Origin of the sequence: Citrobacter sp. ANG330 (assembly GCF_047467925.1) — a bacterium.
Lineage (GTDB): Bacteria > Pseudomonadota > Gammaproteobacteria > Enterobacterales > Enterobacteriaceae > Citrobacter_A > Citrobacter_A amalonaticus_G.
Genome location: NZ_JASJUI010000005.1, coordinates 121,000 through 146,177, shown reverse-complemented (window position 1 = coordinate 146,177; position 25,178 = coordinate 121,000). Strand labels below are relative to the sequence as shown.

The following is a 25,178-nucleotide window of genomic DNA, read 5'->3' as shown; positions in this document are numbered from 1 at the left end:
GCCGCGTTGCGGCAATCATGGATCCGGCGGCGCGAACCACGCGGATTTAAAGTCGAACCAGCCGAGGGTGTTCATGCGCAAGCCGCGCATACTGCGCTGGCCCTGGATAATCAGCCAATGATGGATCAGTGGCACAATCGCTTTGCTGGCGAGCAGTTGTTGGCACCAGACGGCGAGATTCATCTCGCCGGTGCGCCAGCGTGCGGCGTCGGCTTCCCAGTCCAGCGGAATGCAGTGCTGTAACAGCGGGACTTCACACAGATGCGCGAACAACGAGAAGTCGAGCGGCAGGGTGAAGTTGGCGCTGTTAAGCCAGATGTCGCTCTCAATTTCCCCGGAATGCCATTGATCGTAGTCGATCTCCTGAATATTCAGCTTCACCTGATGTTGCGCCAGAAGCTGGCTCATGATCTGCGCAATCACCTGATGTTCGATGTGTTCGTGATAATAGGTCAGTGTGAGCGTCTCCAGCCCGGCGGGTTTTTCGCCATGTCCCGGTCGCGCATGATGCCAACGGGGCAGCAAACCATAGGCCGGGAACCAGTGGCGCTGATACTGTTCATCGGCATAGTAAAGCAGGTTGCTGGGCGAGAGCACACGACTGACCCACTCTCTGACTTCCTGACTGGCGCCGCGATGGGTACGGGCATCGAACAGCAGGTAATAACACCCCTCTTCAAGTCGGCTCTCGATGGCCTTTTCATCTTCAGTAGGGCCTTTCAGCGTCAGGCCGCCGTTCGGCTCGTCGCCGATATCTGGCAACACCCATACATTCACCTCGTCAATCAGGGCGCGAAAACCGAAGAAGTCATCAAAGGCATGAATTTTTAGCTGATTACGCGTATTGCGTATCACTGCGTACGGGCCAGTACCAATCGGATGGCTGGCGAAATTGTTCAGGGTTTCCCACTCACGCGGGAGGATCATTGCCGGAACCTGGCCCAGCAGCCACGGTAGCCAGCGATCGGGCTGCGAAAGATGGATGTCCAGCGTCCAGGGCGTTGGCGAGACGATCTCGCTGATGTGCGAGTAGAGCGGTAACGTATTAATGCGCCTTAATGACGACACCACATCGTCCATCTCCAGTTCACGACCGTGGTGAAAATGGATCCCCGGACGCAGAAAAAAGCGCCAGTGCAGGGGCGATATTTGCTGCCAGTGGTGGGCAATGTCCGCTTCCAGTTCCCCATTTTCCTCTTTTACGCGGATCAGGGCGCTGAAAATCTGGCGGGCAATATGGGTTTCTGAACGTCGCAGCGCTGTACCTGGCAGCAGGTTTTGCAGCGGGCGGTAGTAGAGCACGCGCAGGATATGGCGCCCCTGGCGGAAACTGCGGCCCAGATGGGAAACCAGCATCTGCCGTACGGCGGCTTTGTCGCCAACCAGTTGTACTAATTGATCGATCCTGTCCTGTTCCAGCAGGTCTTCCGCACGCTGCTGCTGGAGTGCCAGTCCGGTATACAGGAAGGTTAAGCGTGAACGTTTTCCGCGCCCGACCTCAGCCTCCCACGTCAGCCAGCCGCGTTCCTGCATGGTGTTGAGCAATGTGCGCATATGGCGACGCGAGCAGCTCAGCAGATCCGCCAGTTCGTTCAGCGTGGTGTCCTGTGCTTTGCCGTCGCAGCATTGCCACAAGCGGATGAACTGTTGTTGCAGACGACCAGAGGACATAAAAGGGGAACTCCTGCGAAAAACTCAGCAATTTTATTATCCCTATATTAGGCCAATAATACATTCCGATGAAGCACTATGAAGGGGTCATCTATGCGCCAGTTTTATCAGAAGTACTTTGCCGCGACAGAAGGGTTGTCCTGGTTGGCTTGCCTGAGCGCGCCGCAGCGCTTAAAGATACTGGAAGAACTGATGCAGTGGGAGGTGACAGCCTGACCCCGGAATGGCAGACATCATGTGTGACTGAGTATTGGTGTTAATCACCGCGCCAGCAGGTATTATCTGCTGGCTTTTTTCGTTTTGGCTGCGCTGATAAAGGAAAAATATGCTCTGGTTAATGACGATGGGACGACGTCTCAACGGTGTGTACGCGGCGTTTATGCTCGTCGCTTTTATGATGGGGGTGGCGGGGGCGCTACAGGCGCCGACGTTGAGCCTGTTTCTCAGTCGTGAGGTCGGGGCGCAGCCGTTCTGGGTGGGATTGTTTTACACCGTTAACGCCATCGCCGGGATTGGGGTGAGTCTTGCGCTGGCAACACGCTCGGACAGCCAGGGAGATCGGCGCAAGCTGATTCTGTTTTGTTGCCTGATGGCCGTCGGTAATGCGCTGCTGTTTGCCTTTAACCGCCACTACCTGACGCTGATCACCTGTGGTGTACTGCTGGCGTCGCTGGCAAATACCGCGATGCCGCAATTGTTCGCGCTGGCGCGGGAATATGCCGACAGCTCGGCGCGTGAAGTGGTGATGTTCAGTTCGGTGATGCGTGCGCAGCTTTCACTGGCGTGGGTGATTGGCCCGCCGATGGCCTTTATGCTGGCGCTGAATTACGGCTTTACCGTGATGTTTTCAATTGCCGCCGCGATTTTTGCGCTCAGTTTCATCCTGATTGCCTTTATGTTGCCGTCCGTCGCCCGCGTTGAGCAACCGGCGGATGCGCCGGTGATCCAGACTGGCGGCTGGCAGGATAAAAACGTACGAATGTTGTTTATCGCTTCCACGCTGATGTGGACCTGCAACACCATGTACATCATCGATATGCCGCTCTGGATTAGCGCTGAGCTTGGGCTGCCGGATAAGCTTGCCGGGATCCTGATGGGTACCGCGGCAGGACTGGAAATCCCGATGATGATCCTTGCCGGCTTCTACGTAAAACGCTTCGGCAAGCGCCGGATGATGCTTATTGCCGTCACCGCGGGCGTGCTGTTTTATCTCGGTTTGATTTTCTTCCATAGCCATCAGGCGCTGCTGATGCTGCAACTGTTTAATGCGGTGTTTATCGGGATTATCGCGGGTATTGGTATGCTCTGGTTCCAGGACCTGATGCCGGGGCGGGCCGGATCGGCGACGACGCTATTTACTAACAGTATTTCGACCGGCGTGATTCTGGCCGGGGTCATTCAGGGTGCGGTTGCCCAAAGCTATGGTCATTTCGCGGTGTACTGGGTGATTGCGGCGATTTCGCTGGTTACGCTGGTGATGACCGGGCGGGTGAAAGACGTTTGATTTATGGATTGCCGGATAGCGGCTAACGCCTTATCCGACCTACAGGAATCCGTAGGCCGGATAAGCGAAGCGCATCCGGCATTGCGTGCTTAGCGCATAAACGCGGGCTGCTTGTCTTCGTACTCGGCGATCGCGTCTTCGTGTTGCAGCGTCAACCCGATGCTGTCCAGACCGTTCAGCATGCAGTGGCGGCGGAAGGCGTCGATGTTAAAGTGATAGGCTTTCTCGCCTGCTTTCACAACCTGCGCTTCCAGATCCACTTCGAAGTGAATACCTGGATTCGCCTGTACCAGCGTAAATAACTCGTCGACTTCTTCATCACTTAACTTAACGGGCAGCAACTGGTTGTTAAAGCTGTTGCCGTAGAAGATGTCCGCGAAGCTCGGCGCAATCACTACTTTGAAGCCGTAGTCCGTCAACGCCCACGGCGCGTGCTCACGAGAAGAGCCGCAGCCGAAGTTTTCACGCGCCAGCAGAATTGACGCCCCTTTGTATTCCGGGAAGTTCAGGACGAACGCCGGATTCGGCTGCTGACCTTTTTCATCCAGAAAACGCCAGTCATTGAACAGGTGTGCGCCAAAACCGGTACGGGTCACCTTCTGCAAAAACTGCTTCGGAATGATGGCGTCGGTATCGACGTTGGCGGCATCCAGCGGGACAACCAGGCCTGTATGTTGGGTAAATTTCTCTGCCATGGGAGTCTCCTTTATTTGATGCTGCGAATGTCGGCAAAATGACCGGCAACGGCAGCAGCAGCGGCCATCGCCGGGCTGACCAGATGGGTACGCCCACCGCGGCCTTGACGCCCTTCAAAGTTACGGTTGCTGGTCGACGCGCAGCGTTCGCCCGGATTCAGACGGTCGTTGTTCATGGCCAGACACATGGAGCAGCCCGGCAGACGCCACTCGAAACCGGCTTCGATAAAGATCTTATCCAGTCCTTCCGCTTCTGCCTGCGCTTTCACCGGACCGGAGCCAGGAACCACCAGCGCCTGGACGCCCGGCGCGACTTTACGACCTTTGGCGACCTCTGCGGCGGCGCGCAAATCTTCAATACGCGAGTTAGTGCACGAGCCGATGAACACTTTATCGATCGCCACTTCCGTTAACGGCACACCCGGTTTCAGCCCCATATAGGCCAGCGCTTTTTCGGCGCTGGCACGCTCAACCGGATCGGTAAATGAAGCCGGATCGGGAATGTTGTCCGTCACGGAGATCACCTGGCCCGGGTTGGTACCCCAGGTCACCTGCGGGGCAATCTCTTCAGCCTGTAAGGTGACAACGGTATCAAAGCTTGCGTCGGCGTCGGTGTGCAGCGTTTTCCAGTACGCTACCGCGTCATCAAAATCTTTACCTTTCGGCGCGTGCAGACGACCTTTGACGTAATTAAAGGTGGTTTCATCCGGCGCGACCAGTCCTGCTTTAGCACCCATTTCGATTGCCATATTGCACAAGGTCATTCGGCCTTCCATGCTCAGGGCGCGGATGGCATCGCCGCAAAACTCAACGACGTGGCCGGTACCGCCGGCGCTACCGGTCTTACCGATAATTGCCAGCACGATGTCTTTGGCAGTAATTCCCGGCGCTGCGGTGCCTTTGACTTCAATCTTCATGGTTTTGGCGCGACCCTGCTTCAGGGTCTGGGTCGCCAGCACGTGCTCCACTTCGGAGGTGCCGATACCGAACGCCAGCGCGCCAAAGGCGCCGTGGGTCGCGGTATGCGAGTCGCCGCAGACGATGGTCATTCCCGGCAGAGTGACGCCCTGTTCTGGCCCCATCACGTGAACGATGCCCTGATACGGGTGGTTCAGATCGTACAGTTCAACGCCAAACTCGTTGCAGTTCTTAATCAGTTCCTGCATCTGGATACGCGCCATCTCGCCGGACGCATTGATATCTTTGGTCTGCGTGGAGACGTTGTGATCCATCGTGGCATAGGTTTTACCCGGTTGACGAACCGGACGGCCGTGCGCACGCAGGCCGTCGAACGCCTGCGGAGAGGTCACTTCATGCACCAGATGTCTGTCGATATATAACAGCGGGGTCTCGTTTTGCGCCTCATAGACCACGTGCGCATCAAACAATTTTTCGTATAACGTTTTAGCCATGATTACACCCCTTGTGCGACATAACGAGCAATGATGTCGCCCATTTCATCTGTACCGACGGCCGCCGCGCCACGGGCTAAATCACCGGTGCGGATACCTTCTTCTAATGCGCGGTTAACCGCACGTTCAATAGCGGATGCCGCGTCATCGGCATCCAGGCTGTAGCGCAGCAGCAGCGCCAGCGACAAAATCTGCGCAATCGGGTTAGCAATATTCTTGCCGGCAATATCCGGTGCGGAGCCGCCCGCCGGTTCATATAAACCAAAACCGTGCTCGTTCAGGCTGGCGGAGGGCAGCATGCCCATCGAGCCGGTAATCATCGCGCATTCGTCAGACAAAATGTCGCCAAACAGGTTGGAACACAGCAGTACGTCGAACTGGGACGGGTCTTTAATCAACTGCATGGTAGCGTTGTCGATGTACATATGCGCCAGCTCAACGTCCGGATATTCTTTGGCGATTTCATTGACGATTTCGCGCCACAAAATAGAGGTTTGCAGAACGTTCGCTTTATCGACAGAGGTCACTTTGCGGCGGCGTTTACGCGCAGATTCAAACGCGATGCGCGCAATACGTTCAATTTCAAAGCGGTGATAGACCTCGGTATCGAACGCTTTTTCATGCTGGCCGCTGCCTTCGCGACCTTTTGGCTGACCGAAGTAGATCCCGCCGGTCAGTTCACGAACACACAGAATGTCGAAGCCATTTGCTGCGATGTCGGCACGCAGTGGGCAGAAGGCTTCCAGGCCCTGATACAGTTTTGCCGGACGCAGATTGCTGAACAGTTTGAAGTGCTTGCGCAGCGGCAGCAGCGCGCCGCGCTCCGGCTGGCTGTCCGGTGGCAGATGTTCCCATTTCGGGCCGCCGACGGAACCAAACAGCACGGCGTCAGCCTGCTCACAACCTTCGACGGTTGTTTTCGGCAGCGGTTCACCCTGGCTGTCGATTGCCGCGCCGCCCACATCGTAATGGCTGGTGGTAATGCGCATCTCAAATCGATGGCGAATGGCTTCCAGGACTTTCAGGGCTTGCGCCATGACTTCCGGACCAATACCGTCGCCCGGCAAAACAGCAATATGATAATTCTTCGACATCACACGGTTTCCTTGTTGTTCTCGTTGTTCTGAGCTTTACGTTGCAACTCTTTTTCGACTTCTGCGGCACGCCAGATGTTGTTCAGTACGTGCACCATCGCTTTCGCGGACGATTCAACAATATCCGTCGCCAGACCGACGCCGTGGAAGCGACGTCCGTTATAGTTCGCGACGATATCCACCTGACCCAGCGCATCTTTACCGTGTCCTTTGGCGGACAGGCTGTATTTCACCAGCTCAATGTCGTAATCGGTAATGCGGTTGATCGCCTGATAAATCGCATCGACCGGACCGTTACCGTTAGCCGCTTCGGCTTTGACCTCGCTGCCGCAAGCCAGCTTGACGGAGGCGGTGGCAATATCGTTAGAACCGGACTGGACGCTGAAATAATCCAGGCGGAAGTGCTCTGGCTCTTCCTGTTGTTTGCCAATAAACGCCAGCGCTTCCAGATCGTAATCAAACACCTGACCTTTTTTATCGGCCAGCTTCAGGAAGGCGTCGTACAGATTGTCCAGACTGTATTCACTCTCTTTATAACCCATCTCATCCATACGGTGTTTTACCGCTGCGCGCCCGGAACGGGAGGTCAGGTTCAGTTGCACCTGATTCAGACCGATGGATTCCGGCGTCATGATTTCGTAGTTTTCACGGTTCTTCAGTACGCCATCCTGGTGGATGCCGGATGAGTGGGCAAACGCGCCGCTGCCGACAATGGCTTTGTTCGCCGGGATCGGCATATTGCAGATCTGACTGACTAACTGGCTTGTACGCCAGATCTCCTGATGGTTAATGCGGGTGCTGACGTTCAGGATGTCCTGGCGAACTTTAATCGCCATGATCACCTCTTCCAGCGAGCAGTTACCGGCACGCTCGCCAATTCCGTTCATCGCGCCTTCTACCTGACGTGCGCCAGCGTGAACCGCCGCCAGCGCATTGCCGACGCCCAGACCTAAGTCGTCATGGGTGTGGACGGAAATGATCGCTTTATCGATATTTGGTACGCGCTCATACAGACCGGAGATAATGCCTGCGAACTCGAAGGGCATGGTGTAGCCGACGGTGTCCGGGATGTTGATGGTTTTAGCGCCAGCATTAATGGCGGCTTCCACAACACGGGCCAGATCGGCGATCGGCGTACGGCCTGCATCCTCACAAGAGAACTCGACATCGTCGGTGTAATTACGGGCGCGTTTGACCATATAGACCGCGCGCTCAATCACCTCGTCCAGCGTGCTGCGCAGCTTGGTGGCGATATGCATCGGTGAGGTGGCAATAAAGGTATGAATACGGAAGGCTTCGGCGACCTTCAGCGACTCAGCTGCAACGTCGATATCTTTTTCCACACAGCGGGCTAATGCGCAAACCCGGCTATTTTTAACCTGACGGGCGATGGTTTGTACGGATTCGAAGTCGCCAGGAGAAGAGACAGGGAAACCGACTTCCATTACGTCAACACCCATACGCTCAAGGGCCAGCGCAATCTGCAGCTTCTCTTTCACACTCAGGCTTGCCTGTAACGCCTGTTCTCCATCGCGTAAAGTGGTATCGAAAATAATGACTTGCTGGCTCATGTTTTAGGTCCTTGGTCTTTAGGGCGCCTTGCTTCGAGCATAAAAAAACCCGCGCAACGGCGCGGGTTTTTTATCTAACTGGATACGACTTAATGCTGAATGCCGCTCACCAGTCTACCGCGCAACGAAGATGCGTTTAGTAGTAGTAGACCGTTGAAGCGAGCGATACGAATCATTAAATCAACTCCATGCGAATGCGATATGCTTTTAGTGGTACTGGATACGATGACGGATGTCAACCCTGTCTGTGAAAACACCGCGGCAGGCAGAAGAAAAAGGAGGCGATGATTTAGCTAATTGTGCTGAACTTTTTCTGCTATTGGCGATGAAAAAATGGCGGTGGGCTTACACTTTTCATTGTTTGACATATTTAAGCATGTTTACTTTCAAATGAGTCAGGGATGTTTTGGCAGGACAGGGCAAAAATGAATTGTTTATCTTTATGATTTTGAAGATTTTATTGCGAATATTAATTAATTTATAATTTCTGGTAATAGGCTTAATGATAAGTGAATGTTAATAATTAACGCGTAAGTAATATAAATATTTTATTGGATGATGGTGTTTTATTCATTAAACGTATGATTGTTTATTTGCCTTGCTTATGTTTATATTGCTCCCGTCATTAAAATTTATGATTTACCGTGTTGTGAAGAGTTAGGCCTCGTTCTGATGTGGGTTTCTACGATGTTCTTCCCGCACATTTATATTTTCCTAATTTCAATCTCTGCCCTTTTTCTTATTTTATATGCATGGTAAATCATATTCTCTGAGATTATTTCTCTGCATTCCGGCAAGAAAAAGGGAGTTAAGCGTGACAATGGAGTTAAGTATGCCAGAAGTAACTGTAGATAAACCCAACCCCCCTCATTTAGAGATGGATAAACCGCAACTTCGTATGGTTGATCTTAACCTGTTGACTGTATTTGATGCGGTGATGCAGGAGCAAAATATTACTCGTGCCGCGCATGCCCTCGGGATGTCACAGCCTGCCGTAAGTAACGCCGTGGCGCGTCTTAAGGTGATGTTTAATGATGAACTTTTTGTGCGTTACGGTCGTGGGATCCAGCCCACTGCGCGGGCTTTCCAGCTCTTCGGTTCCGTCCGCCAGGCGCTGCAATTAGTGCAGAATGAATTGCCCGGCTCCGGCTTTGAACCTGGCAGCAGTGAGCGCATCTTCCATCTTTGTGTTTGCAGTCCTTTAGATAATACCCTGACCTCTCTGATTTATAATCGTGTTGAAAAAATCGCACCGAATATTCATGTTGTATTTAAGTCATCCTTAAATAAAGATACTGAACACCAGTTACGTTATCAGGAAACAGAATTTGTCATTAGTTATGAGGAATTCCGTCGTCCTGAATTTACAAGTGTTCCATTGTTTAATGATGAAATGGTTTTGGTCGCCAGCCGTAAGCATCCACGCATTAACGGGCCATTAGTGGAAAGTGATGTTTATAATGAACAACATGCTGTTGTTTCACTTGACCGTTTTGACTCATTTAGCCGACCCTGGTACGACACGGTTGATTCACAATCGTGTGTGGCCTATCAGGGAATGGCATTAATCAGTGTTCTGAATGTTGTATCGCAAACGCATCTGGTGGCCATTGCCCCGCGCTGGTTAGCTGAAGAGTTCGCGACCTCTCTGGATCTCCAGATATTACCGTTACCTTTAAAACTGAATAGCAGAACATGTTATCTTTCATGGCATGAAGCTGCGGGGCGGGATAAAGGACATCAATGGATGGAAGAATTATTGGCCTCCGTCTGTAAGCGTTAGCCGCGAATGAGATAAACCGGGTGAAACATCCGGTTTATCCTGCTTCGATTTAATTTTCTGGAATTTTATCCTGATTTGAGCTTGTCATTCTTTTTTCTGTCCACGAAAAAATTGATGATTCGCTGTATGTGCCCATTTTAAGCCGATTAATTATCATTACATGAATAAAATTTAGTTTTATTCACCATTAATCTGTCGCCTCCCTCTCATTTATGCTTATTTTCCGGCGTCTTTGCCCCTTTCTCTGAATTGCCTGTGTCCTGGGGAGCGGTTAAGGTGTTTTACACATCATTAATCGTCATTCAGTGAGGCAAGCCATGGAGATGTTGTCTGGAGCCGAAATGGTCGTCAGATCGCTTATCGATCAGGGCGTTAAGCAGGTATTCGGTTATCCCGGGGGCGCCGTCCTCGATATTTATGATGCGTTGCATACGGTCGGTGGGATCGATCATGTGCTCGTACGCCATGAACAGGCTGCCGTGCATATGGCCGATGGCCTGGCGCGGGCTACGGGAGAAGTGGGTGTGGTGCTGGTGACTTCGGGTCCTGGCGCCACCAATGCGATTACCGGCATCGCAACGGCGTATATGGATTCTATTCCGTTAGTGATTCTTTCCGGTCAGGTCGCGACCTCGTTGATTGGCTATGACGCCTTTCAGGAGTGCGACATGGTGGGGATCTCCCGCCCGGTCGTGAAACACAGTTTTCTGGTGAAGCAGACGGAAGATATTCCACAGGTGCTGAAAAAGGCTTTCTGGCTGGCGGCGAGCGGCCGTCCGGGACCGGTGGTGGTGGATTTGCCGAAGGACATTCTTAATCCCGGCAAAAAATTGCCTTATTCCTGGCCTGAAACGGTCAGCATGCGATCATATAACCCGACCACCGCGGGACATAAAGGGCAGATTAAGCGCGCCCTGCAAACGCTGGTCGCGGCGAAAAAACCGGTTGTCTACGTTGGCGGCGGGGCGGTGACGGCGTCGTGCCACGAGCAACTGCACCGGACTGTCGAAGCGCTCAACCTGCCGGTGGTCTCTTCACTGATGGGGCTTGGGGCATTTCCCGCAACACACCGTCAGTCGCTCGGGATGTTGGGCATGCATGGCACTTATGAAGCCAACATGACAATGCATAACGCCGACGTAATTTTTGCCGTCGGGGTTCGTTTCGACGACCGCACGACGAATAATCTGGCCAAGTATTGTCCAAATGCGACGGTACTGCACATTGATATCGACCCGACGTCAATCTCCAAAACGGTGACGGCAGATATCCCGATTGTGGGCGATGCGCGTCAGGTGCTTGAGCAGATACTCGAATTACTGCCGCAGGAAACGGCACCGCAACCGCTGGATGACATTCGCGACTGGTGGCAACAAATTGAACGCTGGCGAGCGCGCCAGTGCCTGAAATATGACACGCAGAGTGAAAGTATCAAGCCGCAGGCGGTTATCGAGGCTATCTGGCGTCTGACCAATGGCGACGCGTATGTGACCTCTGATGTCGGTCAGCATCAGATGTTTGCGGCGCTGTATTATCCCTTTGATAAGCCGCGTCGCTGGATTAACTCCGGCGGTCTCGGCACGATGGGCTTCGGCCTGCCCGCGGCACTCGGGGTGAAGATGGCGTTGCCAGAGGAAACGGTGGTTTGTGTGACAGGCGACGGCAGCATTCAGATGAACATTCAGGAACTGTCAACCGCGCTACAGTATGAACTGCCGGTTCTGGTGCTAAACCTGAACAACCGCTATCTGGGTATGGTGAAGCAATGGCAGGACATGATTTACTCGGGGCGTCACTCTCAATCGTATATGCAATCACTGCCTGATTTTGTTCGCCTGGCAGAGGCCTACGGACATGTCGGCATTCAGATTTCCCGTCCTGATGAACTGGAAAATCAACTGAGTGAAGCCCTGGCGCAAGTGAAAAAAGGTCGCCTGGTGTTTGTCGACGTTACCGTTGATGGCAGCGAGCACGTCTATCCGATGCAGATTCGCGGCGGCGGGATGGATGAAATGTGGTTAAGTAAAACGGAGAGGACCTGATTATGCGCCGGATATTATCAGTATTGCTGGAGAACGAATCCGGTGCGCTGTCGCGCGTAATCGGCCTTTTTGCTCAGCGTGGTTACAATATTGAAAGCCTCACCGTGGCGCCGACGGATGATCCTACACTCTCTCGTATGACCATCCAGACGGTAGGTGATGAAAAGGTGCTGGAGCAGATTGAAAAGCAACTGCACAAGCTGGTGGATGTGTTACGGGTCAGCGAACTGGGGCACGGCGCGCACGTTGAGCGTGAAATCATGCTGGTGAAAATCCAGGCCAGCGGTTATGGACGGGAGGAGGTGAAGCGCAATACCGAAATCTTCCGCGGACAGATTATTGACGTCACGCCGACCCTCTATACCGTACAGCTGGCAGGAACCAGCGATAAGCTGGACGCTTTTCTGGCGACGCTGCGTGAGGTGGCAAAAATCGTTGAGGTTGCCCGTTCCGGTGTGGTGGGGCTATCCCGCGGTGACAAAATAATGCGCTAACCATTCTCTTTTCGTTAATGCATAAGCCCAATATTATCGGTTGGGCTTTTTTTTGCGAAATTCGTGGTAACCCGGAATAAAAGCGGTTGCCGCAGTCACTATTCTGCGCTTAGATGTTACCGATTTTAACCCATGCCGTTACAATGGTTATGGTTTGTACATTTTACGCAAGGGGCAATTGTGAAACTGGATGAAATCGCTCGGCTGGCTGGTGTATCGCGAACGACTGCAAGCTACGTGATAAACGGAAAAGCAAAGCAATACCGCGTGAGCGACAAGACTGTCGAGAAAGTCATGGCGGTGGTGCGTGAGCATAATTACCACCCGAATGCTGTGGCCGCCGGGCTACGTGCTGGACGCACACGTTCCATCGGTCTGGTTATCCCGGATCTGGAGAACACGAGCTATACCCGCATTGCAAATTATCTTGAGCGTCAGGCCCGCCAGCGTGGTTATCAGCTGCTGATTGCTTGTTCGGAAGATCAGCCCGATAACGAAATGCGCTGCATTGAACATCTTTTACAGCGTCAGGTTGATGCGATCATTGTTTCCACTTCGCTGCCGCCGGAGCACCCGTTCTATCAGCGTTGGGCCAACGACACGTTCCCCATTGTGGCGCTGGATCGTGCATTAGATCGTGAACATTTTACCAGTGTTGTGGGTGCCGATCAGGACGACGCTGAAATGTTGGCCGGAGAGTTGCGTAAGTTCCCGGCTGACACGGTGCTTTATTTGGGCGCGCTGCCGGAGTTATCCGTCAGTTTCTTGCGCGAGCAGGGTTTCCGTACCGCCTGGAAAGACGATCCGCGTGAAGTGAATTTCCTTTATGCCAACAGCTATGAGCGCGAAGCAGCGGCACAACTGTTTGAAAAATGGCTGGAAACGCATCCGATGCCGCAGGCGTTGTTCACTACCTCATTTGCCCTATTGCAAGGGGTGATGGATGTGACGTTACGGCGCGACGGTAAGCTGCCATCCGATCTGGCGATTGCGACCTTTGGCGATAACGAACTGCTGGATTTCCTGCAGTGCCCGGTCCTGGCAGTGGCGCAGCGCCATCGTGATGTCGCAGAGCGTGTACTGGAAATTGTCCTGGCGAGTCTGGATGAACCGCGTAAACCAAAACCAGGTTTAACGCGTATTAAACGTAATCTCTATCGTCGGGGCGTATTGAGCCGCAGCTAGTCAATTTCTGAATTCTGCGTCAGAAGACAATTTTTCTGGCGCAGCTTAAGGATTTCCTCTCACTTATACCCTCACCGTAATTAAGATTATTCCTTATCATTTTCTCAACTTTACCTAAATAAACTGAATTTAAACGAAACAAAGCGGGTTTCAGGTTATTGAGACGTAACGGCAAGTTAGCTTTGTATTATTTTGTTACATGCTTGTCGTGAATTGCCGAATTAACAGACATTTCTTGTCTTTGCGAAGCGAATGTCCTGCGGACTCGTCGGTGCGCGGGGTGAGCAGTGATAAACAGGGGCTGTATTCATGATGCAATATGTCCTAAAATGCCGCTCGCGTCGCAAACTGACACTTTATATTCCCTCCTGAGAATAAATGTTCGTTTTAAAACGGTGATGAGTTTTGGGATTTTTTTCTTACAAATATTCATGACGTTAATTTGCTTCGTTCGTTGGACAGAATTTAATCAAAGCTGATATTAGCCGTAAACATTGGGTTTTTTACTCTGGTAAGCGTTGTGACTCGCTTGACAAGGTTTTCCTCCGCTCCGTAAACTCCTTTGAGTGGGAATTTGTGGGGCAAAGTGGTAATGAGGGGGGAGACTGGCATGTTCCGGGGAGCAACGTTAGTCAATCTCGACAGTAAAGGGCGTTTATCTGTGCCTACCCGTTACCGGGATCAACTGATCGAGAGCGCTACCGGTCAAATGGTTTGTACCATTGACATCCATCACCCGTGCCTGCTGCTTTACCCCCTGCCTGAATGGGAAATTATCGAGCAAAAATTATCGCGTCTGTCGAGCATGAACCCGGTAGAGCGCCGCGTGCAGCGCTTACTGTTGGGGCATGCCAGCGAATGTCAGATGGACAGCGCCGGGCGATTGCTGGTTGCGCCTGTCCTGCGGCAACATGCCGGGCTGACAAAAGAAGTGATGCTGGTTGGGCAGTTCAACAAGTTTGAGCTGTGGGATGAAACGACCTGGTATCAACAGGTCAAGGAAGATATCGACGCAGAGCAGAGCGCGACCGGAACGTTATCGGAGCGCCTGCAGGACTTGTCTCTATAAGATGATGGAAAATTTTAAACACACCACGGTGCTGCTGGACGAGGCCGTAAACGGTCTGAATATTCGCCCTGATGGCATCTACATTGATGGAACATTTGGTCGCGGTGGTCATTCGCGTCTCATTCTCTCGCAGCTTGGCGAGGAGGGACGTCTGCTGGCAATCGATCGCGATCCGCAGGCGATCGCTGTCGCCCAGACCATCAATGATCCCCGCTTCTCCATCATTCATGGCCCTTTCTCTGCGCTGGCTGATTATGTTAGCGAGCGCGAACTGACCGGCAAGATCGATGGGATTCTCCTCGATCTTGGCGTTTCTTCACCGCAGCTTGACGATGCAGAACGTGGTTTTTCCTTCATGCGTGACGGACCGCTGGATATGCGCATGGATCCCACGCGCGGTCAGTCGGCTGCCGAGTGGCTGCAAACCGCAGAAGAAGCTGATATCGCCTGGGTACTGAAAACCTTTGGCGAAGAGCGTTTTGCGAAACGTATTGCCCGCGCCATCGTTGAGCGCAACCGCGAACAGCCCATGACCCGCACCAAAGAACTGGCGGAAGTGGTCGCGGCGGCAACGCCGGTGAAGGACAAATTCAAACATCCCGCGACCCGTACCTTCCAGGCGGTGCGCATCTGGGTGAACAGTGAACTGGAGGAGATAGAGCAGGCGCTAAAAAGCTCGCTCAGCGTGCTGGCCCCGGGTGGGCGGCTTTCCATCATCAGTTTCCACTCTCTGGAAGACCGTATTGTGAAACGCTTTATGCGTGAGCAAAGCCGCGGTCCGCAGGTTCCGGCTGGGTTACCGATGACGGAAGAGCAGCTCAAAAAACTGGGCGGTCGTGAGTTACGAGCATTAGGCAAGTTGATGCCGGGAGAAGAAGAGGTTGCAGAGAATCCTCGTGCCCGTAGTTCAGTTCTGCGCATTGCAGAGAGGACGAACGCATGATCAGCAGAGTGACAGAAGCCCTCAGCAAAGTTAAGGGATCGATTGGAAGCCACGAGCGCCATGCATTGCCTGGCGTGATCGGTGACGATCTTTTGCGATTTGGGAAGCTGCCACTCTGCCTGTTCATTTGCATCATTGTGACGGCGGTAACCGTCGTCACCACTGCGCACCATACACGGTTACTGACTGCGCAACGTGAACAACTGGTTCTGGAGCGTGATGCGCTGGATATCGAGTGGCGCAACCTGATTCTTGAGGAGAATGCGCTCGGCGATCATAGCCGGGTGGAACGGATCGCAACGGAGAAGCTGCAAATGCAGCATGTGGATCCCTCACAAGAAAATATCGTAGTGCAAAAATAAGGAATAACGCGACGCATGAAAGCAGCGGCAAAAACGCTAAAACCAAAACGTCAGGAAGAACAGGCCAACTTTATCAGTTGGCGTTTTGCGTTGCTGTGCGGCTGCATTCTACTGGCGCTGGGTTTCCTGCTGGGCCGTGTCGCGTGGCTGCAGATTATCGCGCCAGACATGCTGGTACGTCAGGGCGACATGCGTTCGCTTCGCGTACAGGAAGTGGCAACCTCGCGTGGCATGATCACCGACCGTTCGGGCCGTCCACTGGCCGTCAGCGTCCCGGTGAAGGCTATCTGGGCCGATCCGAAAGAAGTCCATGCCGCCGGTGGCGTCAGCGTTGGCGATCGCTGGCGAGCGCTCTCTACCGCGCTGAATATCCCTCTTGATCAGCTGGCCGCCCGTATCAATGCTAACCCGAAAGGGCGCTTTATCTATCTGGCGCGACAGCTAAACCCGGACATGGCGGATTACATCAAAAAGCTGAAGTTACCGGGTATTTATCTGCGCGAAGAATCCCGTCGTTACTACCCCTCCGGCGAAGTGACCGCTCACCTCATTGGTTTTACCAACGTAGATAGCCAGGGGATTGAAGGCGTTGAGAAGAGTTTTGATAAATGGCTCACCGGACAACCGGGCGAGCGTATCGTGCGTAAAGACCGCTACGGGCGTGTTATCGAAGATATCTCCTCCACCGACAGCCAGGCGGCGCATAACCTTGCGCTGAGCATTGACGAACGTCTACAGGCGCTGGTTTATCGTGAGCTGAATAATGCCGTGGCGTTTAACAAGGCGGAATCCGGGAGCGCGGTGCTGGTGGATGTGAACACCGGAGAAGTGTTGGCGATGGCCAACAGCCCTTCCTACAACCCAAACAACCTGAGCGGCACGCCAAAAGACGCGATGCGTAACCGTACCATTACCGACGTTTTCGAGCCGGGTTCTACCGTCAAACCGATGGTGGTGATGACCGCGCTTCAGCGCGGCGTGGTGCGGGAAAACAGCGTGCTCAATACCGTACCCTACCGAATTAACGGCCACGAAATCAAAGACGTGGCACGCTACAGCGAATTGACCCTGACCGGGGTTTTACAGAAGTCGAGTAACGTCGGTGTTTCTAAACTGGCGTTAGCGATGCCGTCCTCAGCGTTAGTAGACACTTACTCACGTTTTGGGCTGGGAAAAGCGACCAATTTGGGGTTGGTCGGAGAACGCAGTGGCTTATATCCTCAAAAACAACGGTGGTCTGACATAGAGAGGGCCACCTTCTCTTTCGGCTACGGGCTAATGGTAACCCCGTTACAGTTAGCGCGAGTCTACGCAACGATTGGCAGCTACGGCGTTTATCGTCCTCTGTCGATCACCAAAGTTGATCCACCGGTTCCCGGTGAGCGCATTTTCCCGGAATCGACCGTACGTACCGTTGTGCACATGATGGAAAGCGTGGCGCTGCCGGGCGGCGGCGGCGTGAAGGCGGCGATCAAGGGCTATCGCATCGCGATTAAAACCGGTACGGCGAAGAAAGTTGGTCCGGATGGCCGCTACATCAACAAATACATTGCTTATACCGCAGGCGTTGCGCCTGCGAGTCAGCCGCGCTTTGCGCTGGTTGTTGTTATCAACGATCCGCAGGCGGGTAAATACTACGGCGGCGCCGTTTCCGCGCCGGTGTTTGGTGCCATCATGGGCGGCGTTCTGCGCACCATGAACATCGAACCGGATGCGCTGGCAACGGGCGAAAAAAGTGAATTCGTAATTAATCAAGGCGAGGGAACAGGTGGCAGATCGTAATTTGCGCGACCTTCTTGCTCCGTGGGTAACCGGTTTACCTGCGCGAGAACTGCGAGAGATGACACTCGACAGCCGTGTGGCTGCGTCGGGCGATCTCTTTGTGGCAGTGAAAGGTCATCAGGCGGACGGGCGTCGATATATCCCGCAGGCGATAGCGCAAGGTGTGGCTGCCATTATTGCAGAAGCAAAAGATGAGGCGACCGACGGTGAAGTGCGTGAAATGCACGGCGTACCGGTTGTCTATTTGAGCCAGCTTAACGAGCGTTTATCTGCACTGGCGGGCCGCTTCTATCACGAGCCATCTGAAAATATGCGTCTGATCGGCGTTACCGGGACTAACGGTAAAACCACCACGACCCAGTTGCTGGCGCAGTGGAGCCAACTGCTCGGCGAAACCAGTGCGGTAATGGGCACGGTCGGAAACGGTCTGCTCGGCAAAGTGATCCCAACGGAAAATACCACCGGCTCAGCCGTTGACGTTCAGCAGGTACTGGCGGGGTTGGTTGACCAGGGTGCGACCCTGTGCGCGATGGAAGTCTCTTCCCACGGTCTGGTGCAGCATCGCGTCGCGGCACTGAAATTTGCCGCCTCCGTATTTACTAATTTAAGCCGCGATCATCTGGATTATCACGGCGATATGGAACATTACGAAGCCGCGAAATGGCTGCTTTTTTCCACGCACCATTGTGGGCAGGCGATTATCAACGCGGATGATGAAGTCGGTCGCCGCTGGCTGGCGAATCTGCCGGATGCTGTGGCCGTCTCGATGGAAGACCACATTAATCCGAACTGTCATGGCCGCTGGCTGAAAGCGGTTGAGGTGAATTATCACGATAGCGGCGCAACCATCCGCTTTGCCTCAAGCTGGGGCGAAGGCGAAATTGAAAGCCGCCTGATGGGCGCGTTTAACGTCAGCAACCTGTTGCTGGCGCTGGCCACGCTGCTGGCGCTGGGCTATCCGCTGGCTGACCTGTTAAACACCGCGGCACGTCTGCAGCCGGTATGCGGGCGCATGGAGGTTTTTAGTGCGCCGGGTAAAACCACCGTGGTGGTCGATTATGCCCATACCCCTGATGCGCTGGAAAAAGCGCTGCAGGCGGCGCGCCTGCACTGCACCGGGCAACTCTGGTGTGTCTTTGGCTGCGGCGGCGATCGCGACAAAGGCAAGCGCCCGCTGATGGGGGCGATTGCCGAAGAGTTCGCTGATGTTGTGGTCGTAACGGACGACAACCCGCGTACTGAAGAGCCACGCGCCATTATCGACGACATTCTGGCAGGCATGCTGGACGCTGGTCGGGCAAAAGTGATGGAAGGTCGCGCCGAAGCGGTGACCAACGCCATTATGCAGGCGAAAGATAACGATGTGGTGCTGGTGGCGGGTAAAGGCCACGAGGATTACCAGATTGTCGGTACTCAGCGTCTCGATTATTCCGACCGCGTGACCGCGGCGCGTCTGCTGGGGGTGATCGCATGATTCGCGTAACGCTCAGCCAACTTGCCGGTATTCTCGGCGGCGAACTGAAAGGGCACGATCTCTCCCTTGATGCCGTCACCACCGATACGCGTAAGTTGACGCCTGGCTGCCTGTTTGTGGCGCTCAAAGGTGAACGTTTTGATGCCCACGATTTTGTCGAACAGGCAAAAGAGGGTGGGGCGGGCGCACTGCTGGTGAGTCGTCCCCTGGATATCGACCTGCCGCAGGTGGTGGTGAAAGACACCCGTCTGGCATTCGGTGAGCTGGCGGCATGGGTTCGCGCTCAGGTTCCGGCACGCGTGGTGGCGTTAACGGGCTCTTCTGGCAAAACCTCCGTGAAAGAGATGACGGCGGCGATTCTCAGCCAGTGCGGAAACACGCTCTACACCGCAGGTAACCTGAATAACGATATCGGCGTGCCGATGACGTTGCTGCGCTTAACCGCTGAATATGATTATGCGGTCATTGAATTAGGCGCTAATCACCAGGGCGAAATTGCCTGGACCGTCAGCCTGACGCGCCCGGAAGCCGCACTGGTCAACAACCTGGCGGCGGCGCATCTGGAGGGCTTTGGCTCCCTGGCGGGAGTGGCGAAAGCGAAAGGCGAAATCTTCACCGGTCTGCCTGAAAACGGCATCGCTATTATGAATGCCGATAACAATGACTGGCTGAACTGGCAGAGTATCATCGGCGATCGTAAAGTCTGGCGTTTTTCACCGAATACCGCCAACAGCGATTTCACCGCGACAAATGTGCACGTGACTTCCCATGGCACCGAGTTCACGATGCAAACGCCTGGCGGGAGCATTGATGTGCTGCTGCCGTTGCCGGGGCGTCACAATATTGCCAATGCACTGGCGGCGGCGGCGCTGTCGATGGCCGTTGGCGCGACGCTGGAGGCGATCAAAACCGGTCTGGCGAATTTAGAAGCGGTGCCGGGGCGTCTGTTCCCTGTCCAGTTGGCGGAAAATCAACTGCTGCTCGATGACTCCTATAACGCCAACGTTGGCTCAATGACCGCAGCGGTACAGGTTCTGTCTGAAATGCCGGGTTATCGGGTGCTGGTGGTCGGTGATATGGCTGAGTTAGGCGGCGAAAGTGAAGCCTGCCATGTGCAGGTGGGCGAAGCGGCGAAAGCGGCGGGTATCGACTGTGTCTTGAGCGCAGGGAAACTGAGCAAAGCCATCAGCGACGCGAGCGGGGTTGGCGAACATTTTGCGGATAAAACCGCGCTGGTCGCTCGTCTTAACGCGCTGATCGTAGAACAAAAAATAATGACTATTTTAGTGAAGGGTTCACGTAGTGCCGCCATGGAAGAGGTAGTACGCGCATTACAGGAGAAAGGATCATGTTAGTTTGGCTGGCCGAACATTTGGTCAAATATTATTCCGGCTTTAACGTCTTTTCCTATCTGACGTTTCGCGCCATTGTCAGCCTGCTGACCGCGCTGTTCATCTCATTGTGGATGGGACCGCGCATGATCGCCCGTCTGCAAAAACTCTCCTTCGGCCAGGTCGTGCGTAACGATGGTCCGGAGTCCCACTTCAGTAAACGTGGAACGCCAACGATGGGCGGGATCATGATCCTCACGGCGATCGTCATTTCTGTTCTGCTGTGGGCGTATCCATCCAACCCGTACGTCTGGTGCGTGCTGGTGGTGCTGATTGGTTACGGCATTATCGGCTTCGTCGATGACTACCGCAAAGTGGTCCGCAAAGACACCAAGGGCCTGATTGCCCGCTGGAAATATTTCTGGATGTCGGTCATTGCGCTGGGCGTCGCTTTCGCGTTGTATCTGGCAGGCAAAGATACGCCAGCGACAGAGTTGGTCGTGCCGTTCTTCAAGGATGTCATGCCGCAGCTTGGGCTGTTCTACGTTCTTCTGGCGTATTTTGTGATTGTCGGTACCGGCAACGCGGTGAACCTGACCGACGGTCTGGATGGTCTGGCGATTATGCCAACTGTTTTCGTCGCGGGTGGTTTCGCATTGGTGGCGTGGGCGACTGGCAACATGAATTTCGCCAACTATCTGCATATTCCGTATCTACGCCACGCCGGGGAACTGGTGATCGTCTGTACGGCGATAGTCGGGGCAGGCTTAGGTTTCCTGTGGTTTAACACCTATCCGGCACAGGTCTTTATGGGCGACGTCGGTTCGTTGGCGCTGGGTGGCGCGCTCGGTATTATCGCCGTGCTGCTGCGTCAGGAATTTCTGCTGGTCATTATGGGCGGAGTGTTTGTAGTGGAGACCCTGTCGGTCATATTGCAGGTCGGCTCCTTCAAGCTGCGCGGTCAGCGTATTTTCCGTATGGCGCCGATTCATCACCACTATGAACTGAAAGGTTGGCCGGAACCGCGCGTGATTGTGCGCTTCTGGATTATTTCGCTGATGCTGGTCCTGATTGGCCTGGCAACGCTGAAGGTACGTTAATCATGGCTGATTACCAGGGTAAAAACGTCGTCATTATCGGTCTGGGGTTAACCGGACTCTCTTGCGTGGACTTTTTCCTCGCTCGTGGCGTCACCCCTCGCGTGATGGATACCCGTGCGACACCGCCGGGACTGGATAAGTTACCGGAAGCGGTAGAACGCCATGTCGGTAGTCTGAACGACGACTGGTTGCTGGCGGCGGATTTGATTGTGGCAAGCCCTGGTATCGCGCTTGCGCATCCTTCGTTGAGCGCGGCGTCCGCTGCGGGCGTTGAGATCGTCGGTGATATTGAACTGTTCTGTCGCGAAGCGCAGGCACCGATAGTGGCGATTACGGGATCCAACGGAAAAAGCACGGTCACGACACTGGTTGGTGAAATGGCGAAAGCGGCCGGCGTGAACGTTGGCGTGGGCGGCAACATTGGTCTGCCTGCGTTGATGCTGCTGGATGCAGAACGCGAACTGTATGTGCTTGAACTCTCCAGCTTCCAGCTGGAAACCACGTTCAGCCTGCAGGCGGCTGCGGCCACCATTCTGAACGTTACCGAGGATCACATGGACCGGTATCCGTTTGGTTTGCAACAGTATCGTGCGGCAAAACTGCGCGTTTACGAGAACGCGAAAGTCTGCGTGGTCAATGCTGATGATGCGCTGACGATGCCGATTCGTGGTGCCGATGAGCGCTGCGTGAGCTTTGGCGTCAATATGGGCGATTATCATCTTAACCGTCAGCAGGGCGAAACCTGGCTGCGCGTCAAAGGTGAGAAGATCCTGAACGTGAAAGAGATGACGCTTTCCGGTCAGCATAACTACACCAACGCCCTGGCGGCGCTGGCGCTGGCTGATGCCGTAGGCCTGCCGCGCGCCAGCAGTCTGAAAGCGCTGACGACATTCACCGGGCTGGCGCATCGTTTCCAGCTGGTGCTGGAACATAACGGCGTACGCTGGATTAACGACTCGAAGGCCACCAATGTCGGCAGCACCGAAGCGGCGCTGAACGGTCTGCACGTTGACGGTACGTTGCATCTGCTGCTGGGCGGCGATGGCAAATCGGCGGACTTCACTTCGCTGCGTCGTTATCTGGAAGGCGATCGCGTGCGGATGTACTGCTTCGGCCGCGATGGCGCGCAACTGGCGGCGCTGCGACCGGACATCGCGGAACAAACCGAGACGATGGAAGAGGCCATGCGCCTGCTGGCGCCTCGCGTGAAGCCGGGCGACATGGTGTTGCTGTCTCCGGCCTGCGCCAGTCTCGATCAGTTTAAGAATTTTGAGCAACGGGGCGATGTCTTTACCCGTCTGGCGAAGGAGTTGGGTTGATGCGTTTATCTCTCCCTCGCCTGAGAATGCCGCGCCTGCCGGGATTTGGCATCCTGGGATGGGTTTTTGCGGCGCTTAAAGGCTGGGTGATGGCCTCACGGGACAAAGATTCTGACAGCCTGATCATGTACGATCGCGTGCTGCTATGGCTGACGTTAGGCCTTGCGGCGATCGGTTTTATCATGGTGACGTCAGCATCCATGCCCGTTGGGCAGCGTCTGGCGGGCGATCCGTTTCTGTTTGCCAAGCGTGATGCGCTCTACATTTTTCTGGCATTTTGTCTGGCGATGATCACGCTGCGTCTGCCGATGGAGTTCTGGCAGAAGTACAGCACCACGATGCTGATCGCCTCGATCATTATGCTGTTGATCGTGCTGGTGGTGGGGAGTTCGGTGAACGGGGCATCGCGTTGGATTGCATTAGGTCCTCTGCGTATTCAGCCTGCTGAGTTTACCAAGCTGTCGCTGTTCTGCTATCTGGCGAACTACCTGGTGCGCAAGGTTGACGAAGTCCGAAATAACCTGCGCGGCTTTTTAAAGCCGATGGGCGTGATTCTGGTTCTGGCGATCCTGCTGCTGGCGCAGCCTGATCTTGGTACGGTGGTGGTGCTGTTCGTGACCACGCTGGCGATGCTGTTTCTGGCCGGGGCGAAGTTGTGGCAGTTCATCGCCATTATCGGCATGGGGATTTCAGCGGTCGTTCTGCTGATCCTTGCCGAACCGTATCGTATTCGCCGTGTGACCTCGTTCTGGAACCCGTGGGAAGATCCGTTTGGTAGCGGATACCAGCTCACCCAATCACTGATGGCGTTCGGTCGCGGTGAAATGTGGGGGCAAGGATTGGGTAATTCGGTACAAAAACTGGAGTATCTGCCGGAGGCGCATACGGACTTTATCTTCGCCATCATTGGGGAAGAACTGGGTTATATCGGTGTGGTATTGGCGCTTTTAATGGTATTCTTCGTCGCTTTTCGCGCGATGTCGATTGGCCGCAAAGCGCTACAGATCGACCACCGTTTTTCCGGGTTTTTGGCCTGCTCCATCGGTATTTGGTTTAGTTTTCAGGCACTGGTGAACGTCGGCGCGGCGGCAGGAATGCTGCCAACCAAAGGTCTGACGCTGCCGCTCATCAGTTATGGTGGCTCGAGTTTGCTGATTATGTCGACAGCTATCATGTTTTTGTTGCGAATTGATTATGAAACGCGTCTGGAAAAAGCGCAGGCGTTTACACGAGGTTCACGATGAGTGGTCAAGCGAAGCGGTTAATGGTGATGGCGGGCGGTACCGGTGGACACGTGTTCCCGGGACTGGCGGTCGCGCACCATTTAATGACCCAGGGCTGGGAAGTTCGCTGGCTGGGTACCGCAGATCGTATGGAAGCGGATTTAGTGCCAAAACATGGCATCGACATTGACTTCATCCGTATCTCGGGATTGCGTGGGAAAGGCGTGAAAGCGCTGTTGGCCGCCCCTTTGCGAATTTTTAACGCATGGCGTCAGGCGCGCGCGATCATGAAGCATTTTAAACCCGACGTGGTGCTGGGAATGGGCGGCTACGTTTCTGGTCCCGGCGGTCTGGCCGCGTGGTCACTGGGCATTCCGGTCGTATTGCACGAGCAAAATGGTATCGCCGGGTTAACCAACAAATGGCTGGCGAAAATTGCCACTAAAGTGATGCAGGCATTTCCTGGCGCGTTCCCGAAAGCGGAAGTCGTGGGCAATCCGGTTCGCACCGACGTGCTCGCGCTGCCGCTACCGCAGGATCGTCTGGCAGGACGCGAAGGTCCGATTCGCGTGTTGGTGGTGGGCGGATCGCAGGGCGCTCGCGTCCTGAATCAGACTTTACCGCAGGTTGCCGCCAGACTGGGTGATGCGGTAACCATCTGGCATCAGAGTGGCAAAGGCGCGCAGCAGACCGTAGAACAGGCTTATGCCGAGGCGGGGCAACCGCAGCATAAGGTGACGGAATTTATTGATGACATGGCGGCCGCCTATGCGTGGGCCGATGTCGTGGTTTGTCGTTCTGGCGCATTAACGGTAAGTGAGATTGCCGCTGCCGGTTTACCCGCGCTGTTTGTACCCTTTCAGCATAAAGACCGACAGCAGTACTGGAATGCGCTGCCGCTGGAAAAAGCGGGCGCAGCCAAAATTCTCGAGCAGCCGCAGTTTACTGTGGATGCTGTCGCCAGCACCCTGGCCGGGTGGTCGCGAGAAAGTTTGTTAACCATGGCAGAACGTGCCCGCGCTGCATCCATTCCGGATGCCACTGAGCGTGTCGCCACTGAAGTGAGCCGGGCTGCCCGGGCGTAATTGTAGCGGTGCCTTTTGCATCGCAGGTTTTTTCGAAGT

At 54.4% G+C, this 25,178-nt stretch carries 22 protein-coding genes; 16 read left to right on the top strand and 6 right to left on the bottom strand.

Going from position 1 to position 25,178, the window contains the following annotated elements:
• Positions 1 to 15 precede the first annotated feature (15 nt).
• Positions 16 to 1,671, bottom strand: a complete 1,656-nt coding sequence (gene sgrR / locus QNN88_RS13430) for an HTH-type transcriptional regulator SgrR (RefSeq protein ID WP_414240659.1) — start codon at positions 1,669 to 1,671, stop codon at positions 16 to 18.
• A gap of 93 nt (positions 1,672 to 1,764) precedes the next feature.
• On the opposite strand from sgrR, the gene sgrT reads away from it, so the two are divergent.
• On the top strand, positions 1,765 to 1,887 hold the full coding sequence (gene sgrT, locus QNN88_RS13425) for a glucose uptake inhibitor SgrT (RefSeq protein WP_414240658.1): 123 nt from the start codon (positions 1,765 to 1,767) through the stop codon (positions 1,885 to 1,887).
• Positions 1,888 to 1,996: 109 nt separating this feature from the next.
• Positions 1,997 to 3,175, top strand: coding sequence for a sugar efflux transporter (locus tag QNN88_RS13420; protein WP_414240657.1), 1,179 nt, complete (start codon positions 1,997 to 1,999; stop codon positions 3,173 to 3,175).
• 89 nt (positions 3,176 to 3,264) lie between these two features.
• Here the strand turns inward: QNN88_RS13420 and leuD are convergent, their stop codons facing one another.
• From leuD to leuL, 5 genes are all read right to left on the bottom strand, one after another.
• A complete protein-coding gene (leuD, locus tag QNN88_RS13415; RefSeq protein WP_414240656.1) occupies positions 3,265 to 3,870 on the bottom strand; it encodes a 3-isopropylmalate dehydratase small subunit in 606 nt (201 codons plus the stop codon).
• An 11-nt stretch (positions 3,871 to 3,881) separates the two neighbouring features.
• Positions 3,882 to 5,282, bottom strand: coding sequence for a 3-isopropylmalate dehydratase large subunit (gene leuC / locus QNN88_RS13410; protein WP_414240655.1), 1,401 nt, complete (start codon positions 5,280 to 5,282; stop codon positions 3,882 to 3,884).
• A 2-nt stretch (positions 5,283 to 5,284) separates the two neighbouring features.
• Complete coding sequence (gene leuB, locus QNN88_RS13405; RefSeq protein ID WP_414240654.1) at positions 5,285 to 6,376, bottom strand: 3-isopropylmalate dehydrogenase; 1,092 nt, start codon at positions 6,374 to 6,376, stop codon at positions 5,285 to 5,287.
• Positions 6,376 to 7,947 carry a 2-isopropylmalate synthase gene (gene leuA, locus QNN88_RS13400; RefSeq protein WP_414240653.1) on the bottom strand — a complete coding sequence of 524 codons (1,572 nt, stop codon included), beginning with the start codon at positions 7,945 to 7,947 and terminating at the stop codon, positions 6,376 to 6,378. The genes leuB and leuA overlap by 1 nt, the downstream gene beginning before the upstream one ends.
• A gap of 89 nt (positions 7,948 to 8,036) precedes the next feature.
• Entirely contained in the window at positions 8,037 to 8,123 is an 87-nt protein-coding gene (gene leuL, locus QNN88_RS13395; protein ID WP_042323878.1) for a leu operon leader peptide, read from the bottom strand.
• Positions 8,124 to 8,779: 656 nt separating this feature from the next.
• Here leuL and leuO point away from each other — a divergent pair.
• The 14 genes from leuO to murG all read left to right on the top strand — a co-directional run bounded on the left by leuO (position 8,780) and on the right by murG (position 25,139).
• Entirely contained in the window at positions 8,780 to 9,730 is a 951-nt protein-coding gene (leuO, locus tag QNN88_RS13390; protein ID WP_414240652.1) for a transcriptional regulator LeuO, read from the top strand.
• A 317-nt stretch (positions 9,731 to 10,047) separates the two neighbouring features.
• Positions 10,048 to 11,772: an acetolactate synthase 3 large subunit gene (gene ilvI / locus QNN88_RS13385; RefSeq protein WP_414240651.1), complete on the top strand. Its 1,725-nt coding sequence runs from the start codon at positions 10,048 to 10,050 to the stop codon at positions 11,770 to 11,772.
• A gap of 2 nt (positions 11,773 to 11,774) precedes the next feature.
• On the top strand, positions 11,775 to 12,266 hold the full coding sequence (gene ilvN, locus QNN88_RS13380) for an acetolactate synthase small subunit (RefSeq protein ID WP_336218488.1): 492 nt from the start codon (positions 11,775 to 11,777) through the stop codon (positions 12,264 to 12,266).
• A gap of 180 nt (positions 12,267 to 12,446) precedes the next feature.
• Positions 12,447 to 13,451 carry a catabolite repressor/activator gene (gene cra / locus QNN88_RS13375; RefSeq protein WP_414240650.1) on the top strand — a complete coding sequence of 335 codons (1,005 nt, stop codon included), beginning with the start codon at positions 12,447 to 12,449 and terminating at the stop codon, positions 13,449 to 13,451.
• A gap of 610 nt (positions 13,452 to 14,061) precedes the next feature.
• Positions 14,062 to 14,520, top strand: coding sequence for a division/cell wall cluster transcriptional repressor MraZ (gene mraZ / locus QNN88_RS13370; protein ID WP_044255498.1), 459 nt, complete (start codon positions 14,062 to 14,064; stop codon positions 14,518 to 14,520).
• 1 nt (position 14,521) lies between these two features.
• A complete protein-coding gene (gene rsmH / locus QNN88_RS13365; protein ID WP_414240649.1) occupies positions 14,522 to 15,463 on the top strand; it encodes a 16S rRNA (cytosine(1402)-N(4))-methyltransferase RsmH in 942 nt (313 codons plus the stop codon).
• Positions 15,460 to 15,825, top strand: coding sequence for a cell division protein FtsL (gene ftsL / locus QNN88_RS13360; protein ID WP_414240648.1), 366 nt, complete (start codon positions 15,460 to 15,462; stop codon positions 15,823 to 15,825). The genes rsmH and ftsL overlap by 4 nt, the downstream gene beginning before the upstream one ends.
• Positions 15,826 to 15,840: 15 nt before the next feature.
• Positions 15,841 to 17,607 carry a peptidoglycan glycosyltransferase FtsI gene (gene ftsI / locus QNN88_RS13355; protein ID WP_414240647.1) on the top strand — a complete coding sequence of 589 codons (1,767 nt, stop codon included), beginning with the start codon at positions 15,841 to 15,843 and terminating at the stop codon, positions 17,605 to 17,607.
• Positions 17,594 to 19,081 carry a UDP-N-acetylmuramoyl-L-alanyl-D-glutamate--2,6-diaminopimelate ligase gene (gene murE / locus QNN88_RS13350; protein WP_414240646.1) on the top strand — a complete coding sequence of 496 codons (1,488 nt, stop codon included), beginning with the start codon at positions 17,594 to 17,596 and terminating at the stop codon, positions 19,079 to 19,081. The genes ftsI and murE overlap by 14 nt, the downstream gene beginning before the upstream one ends.
• Positions 19,078 to 20,436 carry a UDP-N-acetylmuramoyl-tripeptide--D-alanyl-D-alanine ligase gene (murF, locus tag QNN88_RS13345; protein ID WP_414240645.1) on the top strand — a complete coding sequence of 453 codons (1,359 nt, stop codon included), beginning with the start codon at positions 19,078 to 19,080 and terminating at the stop codon, positions 20,434 to 20,436. Before murE ends, murF begins: the two co-directional genes overlap by 4 nt.
• Positions 20,430 to 21,512: a phospho-N-acetylmuramoyl-pentapeptide-transferase gene (gene mraY, locus QNN88_RS13340; protein ID WP_042997938.1), complete on the top strand. Its 1,083-nt coding sequence runs from the start codon at positions 20,430 to 20,432 to the stop codon at positions 21,510 to 21,512. Before murF ends, mraY begins: the two co-directional genes overlap by 7 nt.
• 2 nt (positions 21,513 to 21,514) lie before the next feature.
• Positions 21,515 to 22,831, top strand: a complete 1,317-nt coding sequence (gene murD, locus QNN88_RS13335; protein ID WP_414240644.1) for a UDP-N-acetylmuramoyl-L-alanine--D-glutamate ligase — start codon at positions 21,515 to 21,517, stop codon at positions 22,829 to 22,831.
• Positions 22,831 to 24,075, top strand: a complete 1,245-nt coding sequence (gene ftsW / locus QNN88_RS13330) for a cell division protein FtsW (protein ID WP_414240643.1) — start codon at positions 22,831 to 22,833, stop codon at positions 24,073 to 24,075. Before murD ends, ftsW begins: the two co-directional genes overlap by 1 nt.
• Positions 24,072 to 25,139 (top strand): undecaprenyldiphospho-muramoylpentapeptide beta-N-acetylglucosaminyltransferase, encoded by a 1,068-nt coding sequence (gene murG, locus QNN88_RS13325; RefSeq protein WP_414240642.1) that lies wholly within the window; start codon positions 24,072 to 24,074, stop codon positions 25,137 to 25,139. The genes ftsW and murG overlap by 4 nt, the downstream gene beginning before the upstream one ends.
• Positions 25,140 to 25,178 lie beyond the last annotated feature (39 nt).

Bases quoted from the DNA above. Each gene is read 5' to 3' on its own strand.
- sgrR (WP_414240659.1), bottom strand. From the start codon at position 1,671: ATGTCCTCTGGTCGTCTGCAACAACAGTTCATCCGCTTGTGGCAATGC.
- sgrT (WP_414240658.1), top strand. From the start codon at position 1,765: ATGCGCCAGTTTTATCAGAAGTACTTTGCCGCGACAGAAGGGTTGTCC.
- QNN88_RS13420 (WP_414240657.1), top strand. From the start codon at position 1,997: ATGCTCTGGTTAATGACGATGGGACGACGTCTCAACGGTGTGTACGCG.
- leuD (WP_414240656.1), bottom strand. From the start codon at position 3,870: ATGGCAGAGAAATTTACCCAACATACAGGCCTGGTTGTCCCGCTGGAT.
- leuC (WP_414240655.1), bottom strand. From the start codon at position 5,282: ATGGCTAAAACGTTATACGAAAAATTGTTTGATGCGCACGTGGTCTAT.
- leuB (WP_414240654.1), bottom strand. From the start codon at position 6,376: ATGTCGAAGAATTATCATATTGCTGTTTTGCCGGGCGACGGTATTGGT.
- leuA (WP_414240653.1), bottom strand. From the start codon at position 7,947: ATGAGCCAGCAAGTCATTATTTTCGATACCACTTTACGCGATGGAGAA.
- leuL (WP_042323878.1), bottom strand. From the start codon at position 8,123: ATGATTCGTATCGCTCGCTTCAACGGTCTACTACTACTAAACGCATCT.
- leuO (WP_414240652.1), top strand. From the start codon at position 8,780: ATGCCAGAAGTAACTGTAGATAAACCCAACCCCCCTCATTTAGAGATG.
- ilvI (WP_414240651.1), top strand. From the start codon at position 10,048: ATGGAGATGTTGTCTGGAGCCGAAATGGTCGTCAGATCGCTTATCGAT.
- ilvN (WP_336218488.1), top strand. From the start codon at position 11,775: ATGCGCCGGATATTATCAGTATTGCTGGAGAACGAATCCGGTGCGCTG.
- mraZ (WP_044255498.1), top strand. From the start codon at position 14,062: ATGTTCCGGGGAGCAACGTTAGTCAATCTCGACAGTAAAGGGCGTTTA.
- rsmH (WP_414240649.1), top strand. From the start codon at position 14,522: ATGATGGAAAATTTTAAACACACCACGGTGCTGCTGGACGAGGCCGTA.
- ftsL (WP_414240648.1), top strand. From the start codon at position 15,460: ATGATCAGCAGAGTGACAGAAGCCCTCAGCAAAGTTAAGGGATCGATT.
- ftsI (WP_414240647.1), top strand. From the start codon at position 15,841: ATGAAAGCAGCGGCAAAAACGCTAAAACCAAAACGTCAGGAAGAACAG.
- murF (WP_414240645.1), top strand. From the start codon at position 19,078: ATGATTCGCGTAACGCTCAGCCAACTTGCCGGTATTCTCGGCGGCGAA.
- mraY (WP_042997938.1), top strand. From the start codon at position 20,430: ATGTTAGTTTGGCTGGCCGAACATTTGGTCAAATATTATTCCGGCTTT.
- murD (WP_414240644.1), top strand. From the start codon at position 21,515: ATGGCTGATTACCAGGGTAAAAACGTCGTCATTATCGGTCTGGGGTTA.
- ftsW (WP_414240643.1), top strand. From the start codon at position 22,831: ATGCGTTTATCTCTCCCTCGCCTGAGAATGCCGCGCCTGCCGGGATTT.
- murG (WP_414240642.1), top strand. From the start codon at position 24,072: ATGAGTGGTCAAGCGAAGCGGTTAATGGTGATGGCGGGCGGTACCGGT.